Origin of the sequence: Bifidobacterium tsurumiense, from assembly GCF_000741765.1 — a bacterium.
Classification (GTDB): domain Bacteria; phylum Actinomycetota; class Actinomycetes; order Actinomycetales; family Bifidobacteriaceae; genus Bifidobacterium; species Bifidobacterium tsurumiense.
Map to the genome: position 1 here is coordinate 24,042 of NZ_JGZU01000019.1, position 16,965 is coordinate 41,006.

A 16,965-nucleotide genomic window follows, 5' to 3' on the forward strand; every position below is an offset into this window, starting at 1 on the left:
TTGCAAGAGAAACAGACTTGCAAGAGAAGCCCGCTTGCAGGAGAAACAAACTTGCGGGAGAAACAGGCTTGCGAGAGAAGAAGAGAAGCGCCGAACCGTGAAAGCGCCTGTCGGCGCAAACGCCGCTCGCAGCGGCAACAAATGGAGCCCGGGGCTTAAGCACGGCCCGACGCATCAACCAAGTATAACCATTGACGGCATTTACTCAATGCCGCCTACGCGAAGAGCGTGATATGTTCCCGTGCAGGCGGCGTGTTGATAGTGGCTTTCATCGCTCAAAGACAGTTGGAAATAACCATGCCGTTTGCGCGATTGATTAAGGAATATCGTGGATTCCGAGACCCGAGTTCTTCTAGGTGTTATTCCAGCTTGCCCTGTCTCCACAACCGAGCTCCAGCGGTGAATACTTTGGCGGTATTGGCCAGATTGGCTGCATTATGAAGCAAGCGCGCTGCTGTGGTATTGGCATCTTTGGATGGCTTGTTGCCACTTGTACCAGAGGCGTTGCCGTCGGCGCTTTCAATGCTGAAATCGTTGGAGGATGCTGAATCAGAAGTGGAAGCTCCTGCTCCGGAGGTATTGCCATGTGCGATGCGGCGGGCTTCGATATGCAATCCAAGCACAATGACCTCGGTGAAGCTGGCTGCACGCTCCAAGGCGACTGCGAAATCACCTGTGAAGGCGCCGGAGAGAATGGCATCCGCTGTGCGGGCAATATCTTCCTCATGCGGAATTTCAGTAATGCCGGCTATGGCAGATGCTGATGTCGCCTCGGGCTCGGCAACGCTCCAAAGCTGTGCAATGGATCGTGAATTGCGGCGCATCCAGGTGCGCAGCAAATACAGCCTCCAAAGAATGCCTGGCAGGGATTCCGGATCTGCTTGGCTCCATAGCTCCGCGATAATATCCACGCCTTCGCGGTCAACCAGAGTCAGCACCCGATCGACTACTGCCGGATCTTCGCTGTGATGAACGCGATCTAACAGAGCCGCTGCCGAGGTGTGGCTGATCTCGCTCAGCGTTTCCGGATCCATTCCACCAGCCATATGATCCACAATGGCAGAATCGAGCTGGGCAGGTCGTGCAGGCCTGTTGCTTCCAGTCCGAGCCGGGGCAAAACCGGAACCGCTGGAGTGGATGGAACCTGAGCTGTACTGCATGGAACTAGTAGACAAGTGGCGTCACTTTCTGGATATCGACAACAGATGGGCCTTGCGGCGTTTGCACAATGAACAGAGCTATTGCGGTGCCTGTGGGCATATATGGCGAAGAAGGAACTAGCTGCCTTGCCACTGCTTTGGACACGCACATATCCCGCAGGTGGTTAACCATACCACCTATAACAGGGCGATGCATGCAAATAGCAGTGGTTTCGCTAGATGCGAGAGCCGATTCGACCTCTTTCAGGAAGCAATCCCACGATTCCTCAGGCTGTTCATCGAAAGCATCCTCGGTAAGGGCTTCGGCAAATTGCATGGGTATTCCGGTTTGCCAGGACAACACCTGCAAGGTCTGAGCGCATCGCACCCACGGGGAGGTGACCAGACGAGTGGGGTTGAAACAAGCCAGCTCCCTGTTCAGAGCATAAGCTGCTGCAGCACCTTTCGGGGTAATTGGGCGGTCGGCATCAGTGCCGGCCCACTGCTTGCGAGATTCCGCCTTGCCGTGACGCACCATCAGTACGCACTCGCTTTCGACCGCGCCTTCTTCGATGCGATCAACAAAGAGGTCAAGAATATCGCGGTCAAGAGGATGCGACAGCAATTTGCGTGCCTGACGAATCGAAACCCAGGCCACTTCGTCGATTTCGCTGATATCAGCGGGCAATACTGGTCCCAAAGCGGCGAAACGACGGCTATTTGACGCCTCATCGATAGGACGGGCCATCCAATACACCACATGCTTGGTTTTGCCGGTTTTCCCCCCAGAACGACGGACGTGCCTGCCTTCGCTGTCCATAGGGTATTCAATGGCGCCCAGTATCGGGCCGAGAACCACAGGTACGCCGGTCTCCTCGCCCATCTCACGAACAGCGGCATGACGATGCGTCTCATTGGGTTCGAGCTTGCCCTTTGGCCAGCTCCAATCGTCGTATTTGGGACGGTGCACGACGCATAATTCGATGCGGTCAGCAAGAGACTGCTCAACGCTGTCAGAAGGTTGATACCAGTTATGATGACGGAGAATCGGCGTTGGCATCTGTGCAGAGTATTGCGAAGAATATTGCGGATGAGTTGTTTCAGATGAGTTTGAGTCATGCTCTTCCTCTGAGTCGAGCCCGGTGGCGGTATTGGGCGTGGGCGATATGTCCGCGATTTGCGAAGAATCACCTGTGCTCGCCGCCGATTCTCGGTCTATGACGTCTGTGTCATGAGTGGTGAGCATATTGATATCGTCGGCATTGTCGGAATCTGCGGTGTTGGAGGCGCTGGTGGCAGCGTTGTCATTGGTGGCATTTGCATAACCATCAATGGATGCGTTCGCATTGTGCTGTTGTATGCGGGGATTCGATTCAGGAAGCGTTACGGAATCAAGAATTGGCGTTTGCGGTGTATTGGCGTATGGGCGGATTCGATACACGATTCCGCCGGCGGCTTCGATGGTGCGAGACATGGTAACTTCCTCTCGGTAATGGCCGCATGCGTGGGGCGTATGTGACTGCTGCTCAGCATAATGCCGGCACTCAATCGTATGGAAAGAATGCCGGCATTGCGCGCTAGGGATTATTAATTATTCGTGCTTGGACGACGCTGATGGGTTTTGATGAGGTATTCCTGGCTGTCGACCAAAGGACGTCCCTCTTCATCTCGTGAATGCAATACATAAGACCCGTCCGGTTCCATATGCCAGGAGACTGTGGTGTCATCCATTTGCATATCCACATAGCGGATCAATTCGTTGATCTGTTCAGAATCGGTGATGCGTACCAACGCCTCGACACGACGGTCCAGATTGCGGTGCATCAAATCGGCCGAACCAATCCACACCTCAGGACCGGTTGCAGGACCTTCGCCGATCTGCGGGCCGTCGGTATTGGCGAAGGCATATATGCGGCTGTGTTCCAAGAAACGGCCGAGCACGGAGCGCACTCGGATGTTCTCGCTCATTCCCGGAACTCCAGGCTTCAAAGCGCAGATGCCTCGCTCGACGATATCAATGGAGACTCCTGCTTGGCTTGCGCGATACAAGGCGTCAATCGTTTTCTCGTCAACGATTGAGTTGACCTTGATCTTGATCCAAGCTTCCTTGCCTGCACGAGCGGCCTCTTCCTCGCGCTGAATGCGTTGGATCAGGCCGGTGCGCACGGTGCGAGGAGCAACCAAAAGGCGATGGAAGCTGGAGTTCGGAGCATATCCGGAAAGCTGGTTGAACAGTCTGGTCAAATCCTGACCCACAACCGGATCCACGGTGAGTAGACCAAGGTCGGTGTACAAACGGGCGGTCTTCGGGTTGTAATTACCGGTGCCGACGTGGCAGTACCTGCGCAGACCACCGGCCTCTTGGCGCACCACCAAAGAGAGCTTGCAGTGGGTCTTCAGACCGACGATGCCGTACACCACGTGCACGCCTGCGCGCTCAAGCTTACGAGCCCAGGCGATATTGGCATCCTCGTCAAAACGAGCCTTGATTTCCACCAATGCCAGCACCTGCTTGCCTGCATGCGCTGCATCGATAAGGGCATCGATAATAGGCGAATTGCTTGAGGTACGGTACAGCGTCTGCTTGATGGCCAGAACGCGAGGGTCTGCGGCTGCTTGAGCCAGGAATGCCTGGACCGAAGTCGAGAAGGAATCATACGGGTGATGCAGCAGGATATCGTGCTCACGAATGGATGCGAAGATATCTTGTGCATGGCTGGATTCGACTTCTGCGATCTGCCTGTTGGTTATGGGGATGAACGGGCGATACTTCAGATCCGGGCGGTCAAGTCCCTGCAGTTCGAAGAGTACGGTCATGTCCAGCGGGGCGGGGAGGCGATAGACCTCATCGTCGCTCACACGCAACTGGCTTGCGAGCAATTGCGAGAGGAACGGGCTTGTGGCATCAGAGATTTCCAGACGAATAGGCGGTCCGAAGCGTCGGCGCAGCAATTCCTTCTCCATGGCGTTGAGCAGGTTCTCGGCGTCGTCTTCTTCGACGTCGATATCCTCATTGCGCGTGACGCGGAAGGAACGTGCTTCTTTGATGATCATTCCGGGGAACAGCGATTCCAGGTGAGCGATGATCAGGTTCTCCATGGTGATGAAACCGTATCGCTCTTCGCGGGTTTCCTCATCGGTGAGATCATCGACCGGTACCAAACGATTGATATTATCTGGAATCTTAACACGTGCGAAATGTGATTTTCCGGAAGCCGGATTTTCCACGAGAACTGCAAGATTCAGCGAGTTTCCTGAGATGTATGGGAAGGGGTGTGCAGGATCCACTGCGAGTGGAGTGAGCACAGGGAAGATCTGTTGACGGTAGTACTTGGAAAGGCGCTCCTGCTCGGGCGCGGTGAGTTTATCCCAGCTCAGCAGCATGATGCGCTCTTCGGCGAGAGCTGGCAGAATGTGCTCGATAATGTAATGCGCATGCTCATCTTGGAGGCGATGCGCCTGCTCGCTGATGGCGCGCAGCTGTTGGCGCGGGCTCAATCCAGAGGCTGCTGTGACGGCGATGCCCGAATCGATGCGGCGCTTGAGTCCAGCGACGCGCACCATGAAGAATTCGTCGAGATTCGAAGCGAATATAGCGCCGAAATTTGCACGTTCCAGCAATGGAAGGTCGTTGCTTTCGGCAAGTTCTAACACACGTTTGTTGAATTTCAGCCAGCTGAGTTCACGGTCAAAGAACCGGTCCTCAGGCAAGGGGGATTCATCGGGTCGGTCGCGCTTGTCGACCTTGTCGGTTTCGGCGATATGTTCTGCGATTTGACTACGCAGAATCGCCTTCGAGGGTGCGTCAAAAATCTGTGCCATACCACTACTCTATGCGGTACGCTCCACCAGACACGTGATTATTGAGCAAAATTTAGATGCTGTTTACAAAAGAGGTGTTGTGGTAGGCGGGTTGCGGTGTGCGAACTGCGGTGAATGGGCTGCGGTGAATGGGCTGCGGTGATTGGGCTGCAGTGAATGAGCTGCGGTGAATGGATATGGTTGGCGGGAATTAGGTGTTTGATGTTTGGATAGCGCTGTTGTGAATCGGCGAGGTCTTAAGATATGCATTTGGCTTTGTGAGAGGACTGGAAGTCCTTTGAGAATACCCGTGGACGCAGGGCTCAGCACGGTACGTATGCGATTGGCTATGCTCTTTAGGGCGGCGAGGAGAGAGTGTGTTTATAGAGAGCCGCAAGGGGTGTTCACTATAGGGGAACGACACGCCGTTTAATGTTCGATGTGACAAGGAAATGCACATATAACCGGTTCGATTTGCACGTCTGCGGACATGAACTCGATGCGATATCTCATATTGCTACATTTGCGAAAATAAGAGCACATAGCAGGTGCGAAACTTGCAGGCCGGCGATGACTGAGCATAATGTGTAACTACAAGGACAACTTAACAGAGCAGAAGCCCACAAAGGTGTATGGTCACGAGGACTGGTACGTTGAACGGGCATTGGAAAGACTTACCGTTACGACGATGATGTTGTGAAGCGATTCTGCTCGAGTTGGACTTGTAGGGAGGCTCGCATTGCGGGCCTCCTTTTTCGTCTCAGACCAAAGTGAGCCGCATCGCTCTTGTCCGCTAACCCACGTTTAGCGTTCTGTATGCCTAGATGTGAGCACGCGCAAGCCTCCGACCACATTGTCTGAATGCACTGCCTCATTCGTGATCAGCACGGTTCAATGGTCGTATGACCCAGGAAATAGGCAACGAGCGTTTTGTGGCAATGGACTCGCAACATGGTGGCATTCGGCATGGTGGGAGCAATGTGCCGCCTGAAAAGTACTACACCGCAGATACCGATGACTCGTTGCCGTCGTTCGGGGTGACTTATGAAGGCGAAGGACAATATCGAGAGCATCTTCCCCAAGCGCTTGCAGGGAAGGTACATCAGCGTGAAATCGATGACACTTTACATGGATTCGAGTCGAATAATCGTAGTGCCGCAGTTGAACATCCGTTCTCAAATAAGGGCGGCAGCTCCCCGGTGCGTCAAGCATATGAGGAAGACGGCGAGCGCGGTTTTCGTGGACGTGTGATTCTGTTCAGTGCGCCGAATGGCGGAATAGGCTTGAGCACCCTGCTTGCAATGGTGGCATGGTATTTGACTCGGCATGGGTCGGAATGCGCAATTGTCGATGGCGATCTCCGCGCGGGCGGAATCGATGTGCTGCTCGGGCTGGAACATGATGAGGGGCTGCGAATGAGCGATATCGAGGCACCTTTTGGACGATTGAATAGCGAAGCGCTTCAACGCGATCTTGTGCAATGGGAAGGGATCGGCGTATTGCCTTGTAATCCTTGGAAAGGAAAACGGACTGAATGGTGGGAATTGAAAGCCGCTGTGCGGGCGTTGCAAGAGCATAATGATATCGTTCTCGTCGATTGCGGTCTGGGCAATGAGGAACTGGTTCAGGCGCATTTAGGAGCTGAACTCCACATTGTCGCAGCAGAATTATCGGTATTGGGATTGGCCCGTGCACAAGCATATTGCGATGGTGCGGGCCCTGCTTTGGGAGTGGGAACCGAAGATGCTGTCGACATTCCTATGTCTGTGATCGGCATGATGCCCCGGGGTGCTCCGCATACGGTAGGGTCTGTGAGCGCAGAGGAAGCAGAAGCATATTTGCGTTTGCCTGTATTGGGTGTCATCGACCATGATCGAAAACTGTGTGCCGATATCAGATCCGGATTGGGTGTGCGGCGCATTGCAAGATCCAACCGTTCCTCAATAGAAGCTATTGCAGAGGCCATTGAGCATCCTCAGGAGGCGGTGCGGCAATCAAGCGGTGAGGAGAGGAAGCGAAAAGGCCGCGGCAGACACGTCAAGAACAGATAGGTAGAGGCGTTTATGGGATTTCATTACAAGTCGACACGGATCTTGCGAGCGGGCGTACCAACAACACTCATATGAAGAGCAGGTCTGAGGGTAAGAAGGGCGGGTTTGAAGAATGGGCGCAGTAGATGACCCATATGAGGGCGAAATGGATCTAGGTCCTTTGCAAGGGATTGCTGATCGGCACGGAGTCACCGATATTGTGGTGACATGCGATGGCAAGGTATGGGCTGATTGGGGAAGTGGACTGCGCCAACACATTCCGCAGATCCCGTTCCGGACTCCTCATATTGTGCGGGAATATGCCACACAATTATGTGCTCAGCTCGGCAGGCGTTTGGATGATGCCTGCCCCATAGCGGATGCCTCGACTGTGGGCGGAGTGCGTGTGCATGCGGTTATTGCACCGTTAGTGCCCTATGGTGCTGCAATTTCCATTCGTTTTCCTCAACGGGGAGGTTTGCATCTGGAACAACTTCAGGCACTTGGTATGTTTCCAAGGGATTGGCTCGATCTGCTGCGTTCGTTGGTGCGACGTCGTGCAAGCATTCTGATCACTGGGGGAACAGGGGCAGGCAAGACAACCCTGTTGAGGGCATTGTTGCGGCAATGCCCTGAAGAGGAACGCATTGTCAGCGTAGAAGAAGTGCGTGAGCTCGGTGATATCGGACATGCTGATTATGTGTCGTTGGCAACGCGCGAAGCCAATGTTGAAGGCGCTGGGGCAGTAGGTCTTCCTGAACTCGTCAAAGCGACTTTGCGCATGCGTCCCGATCGTGTGGTGCTTGGAGAATGCCGTGGCGAGGAACTGGCGGATGTATTGCGCGCTTTCAGTTCAGGTCATCGAGGTGGCTTGGTGACGCTTCATGCGGATTGTGTGGAGCGTGTCCCCGCGCGAATGATTGCATTGGGATTGCTGTCGGGTTTGTCAGCGCCGGCAGTAACGGCTTTGGCTCCGGACTCGTTTGATGTTGTTATTCATTTGCAGCGACATCGAGGTGTTCGACGCATAGCGCAAGTGGGGTATTTAACCGTGAAAGAGGGCAGTTTGACGGGCATAAGCGTGGCTCGGTGGGATGGACGGAATGCGATCGAACTGTCATCCGGGTGGCGAGATTTCAGCAAACGCTGGGAGTGAGGAGTTTTGGGGTCGATACAGGATCGCGGGAATCCGGATGCACAGAGACATGGGGCGGATTCGCATACGGGCCACATGGTGCAGTGCTCCAATACATGTTCGATGGCGGGGAATGCCGCGTGAAAGGAAGCGCTATGGGAATTGGATTGGTATTGGCAATACTCGCGGCTTGCGCCTATGTATGGCAAACACAAGCCACGTGCGGGCTGACTGTATGGAGATTGCGTACTATGGCGTATGCATACGATTCGAGTGTCCAAATGCAACGGCCAATTGGCATTTCTGCAATGTTGGCCGCCTTGCATGCACATGTCAAAGCAGGGGCAAGCGTTCACGAAGCACATGCGCGAATTGCTCAAGGTATTCGCATTACGCATTCGCACAACTCTTTGCAGGATGTTGATATTCAAATGATGGTGCACGACTGCGCAACCGATCGGGAAGAACGGGAGGGACATGGAGAGGCTGTCGCCGCGGAATTGGGAATGGCCTATCGATTGAGCACAACGCTGGGGTGCGGAGCTGCGAAGTGTTTTGCTGCAGTATCTGCATCATATAAACGCCTATGCATTGTGGAAGATCTGCGACGTAATGCTTTTGCAATGCCTCGTTCCACCGTGACGCTTCTTTCCGTCCTGCCTTTTGCAACGGTGGCATTGGGATATGTACTAGGAGCTCACCCGTTGGAATTCCTAGTTGGCTCGCGGTTGGGTTGGGTATTTCTTGGAATGGGAGCAGTCGCATACGGAATAGGTATGCTCTGGATGCAACACCTGCTTTGCGGCGCAGGAGATACGCATTTGGCTTTGGCAATGCAAGAGGCCGGGGATTGACGAAGGGGTTGGCATGCTGAATGCGTTTTCTCTTGCGGCAGCGCTCGCCGCCTCGTTCGCGTACTGGCTATCTGTCAGCAGGAAGGCTAGGAGTCTTCAACATATCCAGACAGATCATCATGCGGCGCCGAATGAAGACATGCCTGCGGTAACTACGGTTCTTGAAATGATCGCCGTGGCGGTAAGGCAGGGGGCTTCGGTGCCAAAGGCCGTTTGGGCAGTGGGTAAGTCGGTTGGCGGTGAATTGGGGGAATGCCTGTGCAATTCCGCTCAATCACTCAGGCACGGGTATGCGTGGGACGAGGCTTGGAGAGCAGCAAGGCCTGATGACATTGACCATAGTGGGTCAAAAACCACATCCGACTCAGCCAAGAGTGCCATAGAAGGGATGTATCGGGATATAGAAGATGCGCTCGCAGACGCCTGGAATATGGGAGTTTCTCCTGTGGGACGCCTCGAAGCGGCGATAGAGCGTGCCGATGCTGCTGAACGCTCTGCTATTGAGCAAAGTGCTGCGCGTCTGACAGTGCGCCTGTTGTTGCCCACAGGACTTTGCTTTTTGCCTGCTTTTCTGTGTATCGCAGTGATTCCGTCTATAGCGTCATTCGTGATGTAGCCACGATGGAGTTGCCATATGCATCTGGAGTATGACGGAACAATGCGAGCGTCTGTATTGCATCGACACGCCTGAAATGTGGATAACTGAGAGCCTCCGACCACAATGGTGTAATTTTCGGAGCCAATCGCGTGACATCAGGCACACTGAGAGCATCCCAGACGGGATGCAATTGGAAAAGAAAGGGAATGTCATGGACTACACACTGAATGCAGATGGACATCGTGGGAACGCTCTTGATCGGGCCTGGGAGGCGGCTCAGACCTGGCGAAACGCCATGCGCATACCTGACGCGAATATGCGCAAACGATTGGAGGTTCTGTTGGAAAATCCGGAGCAGGGCGCCGTTACCGCTGAGTACGCAGTGGTGCTTATTGCCGCTACGGGCTTTGCGGCTTTGCTGGTGGTGATTTTGAAATCTGATGCCATACGGGAAGTGCTCAACGATTTGGTCAAACAAGCGCTCAACGTTGGCTAGCTGCGGTTCGCCTGCGATCGTGTTTCATACGCGTTCCGAAGCAGGGATGTTGATGGCGAGGGGCATTGATACCGATGAAAGTAACCAGCAAGGCCGTAGACAGTGTGTCGGCTGTTGTACGCAAGTGTTCGCAATATTGTTTCGCAACGAAGCATTCGATTTGGTTCAAAGCTGATGCAGGTTCGGCTACTGCCGAATTTTCAATAGTATTACCTGCAGTTCTTGTGGTTGCCGCAGTATTGCTGTCGCTGTGCCGAGCGGTTGTGGTGACTATGGATTGCCAAGATGCTGCATCAGCAGCGGCCCGCGCCATGATGCTATCCGCAGATCAACAGGAGGCGAGGATGGCGGCACGAACCACTGCAGGGGAGCATGTGCAGGTTTCCATAACAGATGTAGGGAACAGGTACGAGGTCTTGGTAAAATGTACTGCCATGCCGGGCCCTCTTCATGTTATTCCCGCAATGGTCGAGGCTCATGCTGCCGTGGTCAAACAGTGATGGGATGTGGAAGTCTGAGATCCAGCTGTCTTTGGCAATGGCTGGCGATTGATCCATCTTCAATCGAATGCTAGGGCGGCCTAGGAAGAATTCCGCGCAGCGCCTGAGGGTCCTGCCGATGTTTGCAGCGCCGGAATGCAATCCGCAACTCACCATAAGGCTATTCACAACTCGCAAGATGCAGTCTTTGGGCTGCTAGACGAGTCCCAGGGCAGGAATCTTCCAAAGTCGTGCCCAGAGTATTGCCGAGGGTGCAAATCAACGAGTGGGAGTAATTATGGAGCCGATACAACGCTCTGGCTGCAAAAAACAATTGTGGTGCAGCAATCATCGCATAAGGCCAGGGATGCACATGTCCGTGACTGCAATGCATAAAACGCGGAGACATCATCGAATCAAACCGCAGGGAAGGGTGATGCATTGCGCTCGTAGTTTCATGGAAGTAGCAACTGCCAAAGATGAGGGATCTGGAACGATGGCAGGTGTTGCCTTGATTGCACTGGTGGCAATCTTGGCCCTGGTTGCGGCATCGGCCGGTCAGCTGTTGATAAAACAGCGACAAGCGCGGACGGCGGCCGATTTATCGGCATTGTCTGCGGCTGTGCAGATCCGTGCCTTCGACGATTCGCCCTGTGGCACTGCCCGTGAAATCGGCAAGGCGAATGGGGCGTCGGTGGTGCACTGCTTCATCGAAGACGAGGATTCCATCGTGGAAACGGCTGTGCCCGTGTCCTTGCCATTTATCGATGAGGTGTGGCGCACCTCAAGAGCCGGGCCGGTGCAGTGTGGGGCTGAGGTCGGCGGCAGTGCGCATTCTGTCGGGACTTTGACGAGGCAGTGTGTCAGATCACCTTAAGCTCCTGACAAACGGCATTGGGTCAAGCTAATGTGAACGATATGGAAAAAGAGCGTAGGACCGTGGCGGTAGTGGGTAATCCGACCTCCGATAAAGGCAAAGCAGGAGAGACATATACTCACGTTCACGCCATGCTCCTCGAAGCCGGCAATGAACATGGTTTTGAGGTTGTTGATCTTACGGGCGAGAATTACGGGGATTCCCTGCAGAAGGTTCGTGATGCCATTGACGATCTCGATTACGTCATCGTCGTCGGTGGCGATGGAATGGTGTCGTTGGGTGTGAATGCCCTTGGGCATAGCGGTAAGCCCTTGGGAATAGTCGCCATAGGATCGGGCAATGATTTTGCTCGGTCCATGGGGCTCCCCATTGACCGTGTGCAGATTGCAGTCGAAGGAATTATCGGAGCGATTGTGCGTGGATCCCATATTGAAGTGGATATGGGTCATGTGACCTCTTTGGCGTCGGCTGTGCGGCAGGATGCACATGTCAATCCGGAACAGGCGGAGAATCTTCATGAATCCGTTTCTCATGAGGCAAACGCGCAGGAAGACCAGCCGGATTCCATGAAGGTTGACAAATATTATGCGGGCATGCTGTCATGCGGCATGGATGCGAGCGTGAATAATCGAGCCAACCACTCCAGGCTGCCCAATGGCACATTGCGGTATTTCGCGGCATTGATGACTGAATTGACCAGGCTTAAGCCATATGGATACCATTTGCGCGCCGTGCTTGAAGATGGTTCGGTGGACGAGCGTGATGTGCTCAGTCCTTTGCTGACTGTGGCGAATTCGCGATATGTCGGTGGTGGCATATTCATGTCGCCACAGTCTCAACTGGATGATGGCTTGCTTGATGTAATCTGGCTGGAAGGAATGCCTTCGCTTGCTCAATGCATCACAGCAGTAGCCAATGCATACAACGGGAAAATACTTGACCAACCAATATTCCACACCCAACGTGTGAAGTCGATTGAAATCAGTCATTATGCAGAGGGCGCCGAGCCACCGGCATTGATGGCGGACGGCGAGTATGTGGGACAGCTTCCAGTGAAGGTGACTGCGCAAGAGCATTCGCTGCAGGTTCTCGTTCCTCCTGCAGTGGCTGAGTACCACGGTATGGAGAAATCGTATGAAGGGGAGAGCCGCTGAATTCGTTTAACGCGATATCGCCAAGGAAGAATGCCTCACAAGCAGATCGTTCATTCGGATGTTATCGCAAAGCGGCTCTTTGATCGCTGTGTCTGAATCGCGCAATTCCCTGAGCTTTACGTGAACTACAGGTATCTCTCCAGATGCAGGGTTTGCGCGGTGATTTGCTTGAGCACAACATCGTCAATGGTCGGATTCAGTCTCAGCACTGCAATCAGGCCGGGAATGAGCATGTGGAAGGTTTCTCGCACGTAGGCGATCGGGATATTGTGCAATTCGGCGAAATCCTGGACTGTGGTGTTGCACAAGTAGTCGGTGACCCGTTCAGTCACGCGGTCGATGAAATCGATGTATAACTTTGCATTGCCTGACTGAACGATATGCTGTCCAAAAGGCCCGCTCTCAACGATGATTGATTTGGCGAGCTGAACAAAATCTTCAAGAGCCTTGGCGATATTGCCTACCTCGCGTTGTTCGTCCCACGCCTTCACCCTCACCAACATATCGTCGATAATCGAATCAAGTGCGGCGTTGGCAGCTGATTCCTTATCAGCGAAATAGTGGTAGAACAGCGAACGAGTGACCTGCGCACGTTGAGTGATGCTGCTTACGGAAACCCGAGTAAAACCATCTGACTGCAGGATGGCTTTGGTTGCCAAAACAATCGCTTGCCGTGTGTTTTTCGGCTTTGCAGATGCGGACTGAGAATGGCTTGAATCGGACATCTCCGAAATACTCCTTGGGTGACAACTCGTCATCTTCGGGCAATCATACGACATATCTGCACAGCATAAATGTCATAACAATGCTGACAGCGAATTTTACCGTCTAACCGGGTGCATGGGCGCGAAGGTATTGAGGTTGTGAGGTGCGAGCGGATGCGAAGTGAGGTGTGAGTGGATACGGAGAAAGGACCGTCGTGGAGAGAGAAGAATAGATGAGAGGGGGCGGGGTGACGTAGGGGCGAAGAAAGATGAGATGGGGCACAGGAGCATGGGAAGCAAGGAGAAGACGAGATGAGTGCGAGGGAACGGGGGAGGCAAAGGGATGGTGAGATAGGTCAGGGGTGTGGCTTGGGGTGTAAGGAGATGATGTGAGAGGGCAGGGACTGCGTGGAGAGCGAGGCGATGATGGGAGAGCAGGGGGGGGCGATTTGGGGGTCAAAGGAGATGCCAAGAATGGACAGGGGACGTGGGGACTGAGGAGATGCTGGGAGAAGGAATGAGAGAATGCGTGGGGCGTCAGGAAAGACAAGAGGAAATAGCAGGGAATGCGTGGAAGAGAACAGTCGAATGTGCCGTCATTAGCGTGTTGTTCGGCAAAGCCGAGGAAATACTTATGTTGTGCTATGCAATACGGATCGAGGACAAGACGATGAGGTAGGTTGGAAGGTATGGCATTAGCACTGTATCGACGATATCGTCCCGACACATTTGACGGGGTTGTAGGGCAGGATCAGGTCACGGTTCCCTTGTCCCGAGCGCTCGATGAGGGCAAATTAACGCATGCCTATCTGTTTTCCGGTCCGCGTGGCTGCGGCAAAACCAGTTCCGCGCGGATTCTGGCACGTTGCGTCAATTGTGCGAAAGGTCCTACTTCTCATCCATGTGGAGAGTGCGAGAGCTGCAAGGATTTGGCAACCGGTGGGCCAGGTTCGATTGATGTTGTGGAGATCGACGCAGCCAGCCATAACGGCGTTGAGGATGCCAGGGAGCTGCGCGAACGAGCTGGATTCGCGCCGGCTCGAGATCGATATAAAATCTTCATTCTCGACGAAGCCCATATGGTGACCCAACAGGGATTCAACGCATTGCTGAAAATCGTGGAAGAGCCACCGGAACATGTGATGTTCATCTTCGCCACTACCGAACCCGAAAAGGTTATCGGCACGATTCGTTCGCGCACCCACCATTATCCATTCCGCTTGGTGCCGTCTGAGGTGATGGGGCCATATCTGGAAGATGTGTGCAAGAAGGAACATATCGCAGCTGAGCCGGGAGTGCTCAAGCTCGCCATGCGAGCCGGTGGCGGTTCTATGCGCGACACTCTTTCGGTTTTGGATCAGCTTATGGTCGGAGCCGTCGATGGGGTTATCGGTTACGATTCTGCAGTGGCTCTGCTCGGATTTACACCGGAGGCGCTAATCGGTGATGCGATTGATGCCGTGATCAATCGCGATGGCGAAGCCCTTTACGCAGTTGTGCAAAAGGTCGTGGTAGGGGGCTTTGATCCGCGCCGCTTTGTGGAAGATATGCTCGCGCGGGTTCGGGATCTCCTCGTGCTCAGTCTGGGTGGTCAAGGTGCGGAACGTGCCTTGAGCGATGATGCCGCAGCAGAAGATATGGATGTGCTGCGCCGTCAAGCATCCGCACTTGGCTTAGCCACTCTCGCAGGCATGGCGGAGACGATGAACAGCACTCTGGGCAGCATGACCGGAGCCATCTCCCCCCGCATGCGGCTTGAGCTGCTCGCTGCACGATTATTGGCGGGCATGGAGTCCGGTTTCGGTTCGGTCGGCGCCAATCAAGGGGATCGGGCGCTTCCTCCGACTGGTTCGGGAAGCCAGCAGAGACAACAAGCTTCGGCGCAACATGGTCCTCGTGTAGGGTTTATTGGAGCGTCAAGATTCCAGCAACAGCGCAATACCAGCGCGCATCAGTCCGCACAGTCCGTGCAACCGGTCGCTGGAAATGCTCAGCAATCGCAAAGCTTCGGTGCATCGGGAACCCAGCGGTCAGCTGCCGCATCCAATACGGCGCAACATAATGTGCAGAGCCAAGAGTGGGCAGCATCGCCAGCAGCAGGGCAAGCTCAAGTCCAAGGCGATGCACCAAGCAATCAGTTTGCACATACGGCAGGGCCCAATAATATTGCCGCAAATATCACGGGTACGCGGGGCGAGGCAGCGGCAGATGCCTCTGTAGGAGCTGCCAATGCCACGCCGCCACAGGGCAATGCTGTGAATTCTGCGGCTGTGGACTTAGGCTCCTTTGCAGATGGCCGAAGCGTAGATGAACGTTGGGATGCCGTTGTTGCAGCGCTGCCCAGCGACATACGTGAATATGTTTCACGTGAAAGCGTGCCCACTGTAGAGCTGCTGCCTGTTGCCCCAGGCAAGATGCATCTATCCATGACCTTCGCAAATGCACTCAGCCAGCATGCGTTCGCCTTGGCGGTATCCTCCGACGCGGCACATAGCGGGATGCGAGCACAGCAAATCGTTTTGGATGCGGTATTTACCGAATTCGGATCCAATACGAAGATCGCTCCAACCAAGGTTGCGGCAAACGGTGAGCGAGTATTCCCTGTCAGCAGACTGTCAAGCGATCAACTCGCACAAGTAAAAAAGCAGATTGCGCTCGCCAAAATGGGCAAGGCGGTCGGAATGACCATGCCAACCCCCAGAGCCTCATCCACACAGCAGGATGCCGCGCAGGATACGTCTTCTGTGAACAATGATGGCGACAGCGATGATTCAAGTCATCGAGGAAACGGCAATGGAACGGGTGCACCAGTCCTAGGCGCTTCCTCGCAAGGGGCGATCGGATCGCCGAACGCCTCGGACGCCTCGGACGCTTCGAACACAGAGGAAACGGCAAATGCGCAGACTCCTTCGCTGAATGAGGATCCAGACAGCCTCTCGACGCAGGGAGGTTCGGATGCCGTTGCAGCGAATGAGGATGATGCAGACGATGACCCGTGGCTGCATCCTTTGCCAATACCAGGGCAAGATGCCTCATCGTCGCAGTCATCCGCGGGGGTCTCAGACGCACTGCAACAACCAGCAGAGCATGTTCCTCACAAGCATGTGGCAGTGCCTGATATCAGCGATGGCATAGATCCATGGGCTGTGGATGTCGCAAGCACACCCACAGCCCATGGGGATGGCACAAGCGGACGACCGGACGGGCGTTCTGATCAGCAATCAGCGCGACCGAATGGGCATTCAATCGGACAGTACGGCGACCATACCGCTTCAAGTGGCACAGGAATTGCGTATGGATCGGTAGCCCATGCAGCCGGATCTGCTGAGAATGACAGTTTCGATGCATCTGCCGATAATATGCAAACCGGAAGGCATCCAATCGCACCGAGAGCAGAACAAGACTTGACGCCAAGGCCGGACGCGGGTAGGAATAATCAGTCCAATCCTGTCGTTTCAGACGATGATCCGTGGAGTCATCAGCCGCCAGCCAACGGCATGCCAGCGCATTCCGAGCCGCAGGTTGCTGCTGAAGAGGATGAATATTCCATGGATGACCAGTCCTTGGGGGATGCAAACGCCATGGATTTGGAAGAATTGGAACGATTGTTTGACGTGAAACACATTGAGGATTTCGCAGCTGATGATCCACGGAATCCCAAGAATGCGCAGTCACATCACAAACTGCAGGAAGGCTAG

13 protein-coding genes are annotated in these 16,965 nt (G+C 54.3%); 9 read left to right on the forward strand and 4 right to left on the reverse strand.

The genetic code is table 11. The annotated features are described in order from the left end of the window. Positions 1–359: 359 nt before the first annotated feature. The 3 genes from BITS_RS08300 to BITS_RS08310 form a co-directional block, all read right to left on the reverse strand. Positions 360–1,160 carry a hypothetical protein gene (locus BITS_RS08300; protein ID WP_026642403.1) on the reverse strand — a complete coding sequence of 267 codons (801 nt, stop codon included), beginning with the start codon at positions 1,158–1,160 and terminating at the stop codon, positions 360–362. Positions 1,161–1,164: 4 nt separating this feature from the next. Then, the gene (locus tag BITS_RS08305; RefSeq protein ID WP_081693563.1) at positions 1,165–2,199 is read right to left on the reverse strand and encodes an NUDIX hydrolase; all 1,035 of its coding nucleotides are present in this window, start codon (positions 2,197–2,199) and stop codon (positions 1,165–1,167) included. A gap of 527 nt (positions 2,200–2,726) precedes the next feature. Further along, positions 2,727–4,961 (reverse strand): RNA degradosome polyphosphate kinase, encoded by a 2,235-nt coding sequence (locus BITS_RS08310; RefSeq protein ID WP_026642402.1) that lies wholly within the window; start codon positions 4,959–4,961, stop codon positions 2,727–2,729. Between the two features lie 881 nt (positions 4,962–5,842). Between BITS_RS08310 and BITS_RS08315 the strand changes: the two genes are divergently transcribed. From BITS_RS08315 to BITS_RS08350, 8 genes are all read left to right on the forward strand, one after another. Then, a complete protein-coding gene (locus BITS_RS08315) occupies positions 5,843–6,991 on the forward strand; it encodes a CpaE/TadZ family protein (RefSeq protein ID WP_051264370.1) in 1,149 nt (382 codons plus the stop codon). Between the two features lie 145 nt (positions 6,992–7,136). Continuing rightward, positions 7,137–8,126, forward strand: a complete 990-nt coding sequence (locus BITS_RS08320) for a TadA family conjugal transfer-associated ATPase (protein WP_026642401.1) — start codon at positions 7,137–7,139, stop codon at positions 8,124–8,126. 260 nt (positions 8,127–8,386) lie between these two features. Continuing rightward, positions 8,387–8,959: a type II secretion system F family protein gene (locus BITS_RS08325; protein ID WP_152571245.1), complete on the forward strand. Its 573-nt coding sequence runs from the start codon at positions 8,387–8,389 to the stop codon at positions 8,957–8,959. Between the two features lie 13 nt (positions 8,960–8,972). Then, the gene (locus tag BITS_RS08330) at positions 8,973–9,575 is read left to right on the forward strand and encodes a type II secretion system F family protein (protein WP_026642400.1); all 603 of its coding nucleotides are present in this window, start codon (positions 8,973–8,975) and stop codon (positions 9,573–9,575) included. A 193-nt stretch (positions 9,576–9,768) separates the two neighbouring features. After that, positions 9,769–10,053: a DUF4244 domain-containing protein gene (locus tag BITS_RS08335; RefSeq protein WP_034534108.1), complete on the forward strand. Its 285-nt coding sequence runs from the start codon at positions 9,769–9,771 to the stop codon at positions 10,051–10,053. Between the two features lie 74 nt (positions 10,054–10,127). Beyond that, the gene (locus tag BITS_RS08340; RefSeq protein ID WP_051264368.1) at positions 10,128–10,553 is read left to right on the forward strand and encodes a TadE family type IV pilus minor pilin; all 426 of its coding nucleotides are present in this window, start codon (positions 10,128–10,130) and stop codon (positions 10,551–10,553) included. 436 nt (positions 10,554–10,989) lie between these two features. Further along, positions 10,990–11,409: an Rv3654c family TadE-like protein gene (locus BITS_RS08345; protein WP_026642397.1), complete on the forward strand. Its 420-nt coding sequence runs from the start codon at positions 10,990–10,992 to the stop codon at positions 11,407–11,409. Between the two features lie 41 nt (positions 11,410–11,450). Then, complete coding sequence (locus BITS_RS08350; RefSeq protein WP_044259798.1) at positions 11,451–12,563, forward strand: diacylglycerol/lipid kinase family protein; 1,113 nt, start codon at positions 11,451–11,453, stop codon at positions 12,561–12,563. Positions 12,564–12,688: 125 nt separating this feature from the next. Here BITS_RS08350 and BITS_RS08355 read toward each other — a convergent pair whose 3' ends face one another. Beyond that, positions 12,689–13,288: a TetR/AcrR family transcriptional regulator gene (locus BITS_RS08355; protein WP_026642395.1), complete on the reverse strand. Its 600-nt coding sequence runs from the start codon at positions 13,286–13,288 to the stop codon at positions 12,689–12,691. A gap of 668 nt (positions 13,289–13,956) precedes the next feature. On the opposite strand from BITS_RS08355, the gene BITS_RS08360 reads away from it, so the two are divergent. After that, positions 13,957–16,965 (forward strand): DNA polymerase III subunit gamma and tau, encoded by a 3,009-nt coding sequence (locus tag BITS_RS08360; protein ID WP_026642394.1) that lies wholly within the window; start codon positions 13,957–13,959, stop codon positions 16,963–16,965.

Excerpts from the sequence above, each read along its gene's own strand:
- BITS_RS08325 (WP_152571245.1), top strand. The coding sequence starts at position 8,387 with ATGCAACGGCCAATTGGCATTTCTGCAATGTTGGCCGCCTTGCATGCA.
- BITS_RS08345 (WP_026642397.1), top strand. The coding sequence starts at position 10,990 with ATGGAAGTAGCAACTGCCAAAGATGAGGGATCTGGAACGATGGCAGGT.
- BITS_RS08315 (WP_051264370.1), top strand. The coding sequence starts at position 5,843 with ATGACCCAGGAAATAGGCAACGAGCGTTTTGTGGCAATGGACTCGCAA.
- BITS_RS08310 (WP_026642402.1), bottom strand. The coding sequence starts at position 4,961 with ATGGCACAGATTTTTGACGCACCCTCGAAGGCGATTCTGCGTAGTCAA.
- BITS_RS08320 (WP_026642401.1), top strand. The coding sequence starts at position 7,137 with ATGGATCTAGGTCCTTTGCAAGGGATTGCTGATCGGCACGGAGTCACC.
- BITS_RS08335 (WP_034534108.1), top strand. The coding sequence starts at position 9,769 with ATGGACTACACACTGAATGCAGATGGACATCGTGGGAACGCTCTTGAT.
- BITS_RS08350 (WP_044259798.1), top strand. The coding sequence starts at position 11,451 with ATGGAAAAAGAGCGTAGGACCGTGGCGGTAGTGGGTAATCCGACCTCC.
- BITS_RS08355 (WP_026642395.1), bottom strand. The coding sequence starts at position 13,288 with ATGTCCGATTCAAGCCATTCTCAGTCCGCATCTGCAAAGCCGAAAAAC.
- BITS_RS08340 (WP_051264368.1), top strand. The coding sequence starts at position 10,128 with ATGAAAGTAACCAGCAAGGCCGTAGACAGTGTGTCGGCTGTTGTACGC.
- BITS_RS08360 (WP_026642394.1), top strand. The coding sequence starts at position 13,957 with ATGGCATTAGCACTGTATCGACGATATCGTCCCGACACATTTGACGGG.
- BITS_RS08305 (WP_081693563.1), bottom strand. The coding sequence starts at position 2,199 with ATGCCAACGCCGATTCTCCGTCATCATAACTGGTATCAACCTTCTGAC.
- BITS_RS08330 (WP_026642400.1), top strand. The coding sequence starts at position 8,973 with ATGCTGAATGCGTTTTCTCTTGCGGCAGCGCTCGCCGCCTCGTTCGCG.
- BITS_RS08300 (WP_026642403.1), bottom strand. The coding sequence starts at position 1,160 with ATGCAGTACAGCTCAGGTTCCATCCACTCCAGCGGTTCCGGTTTTGCC.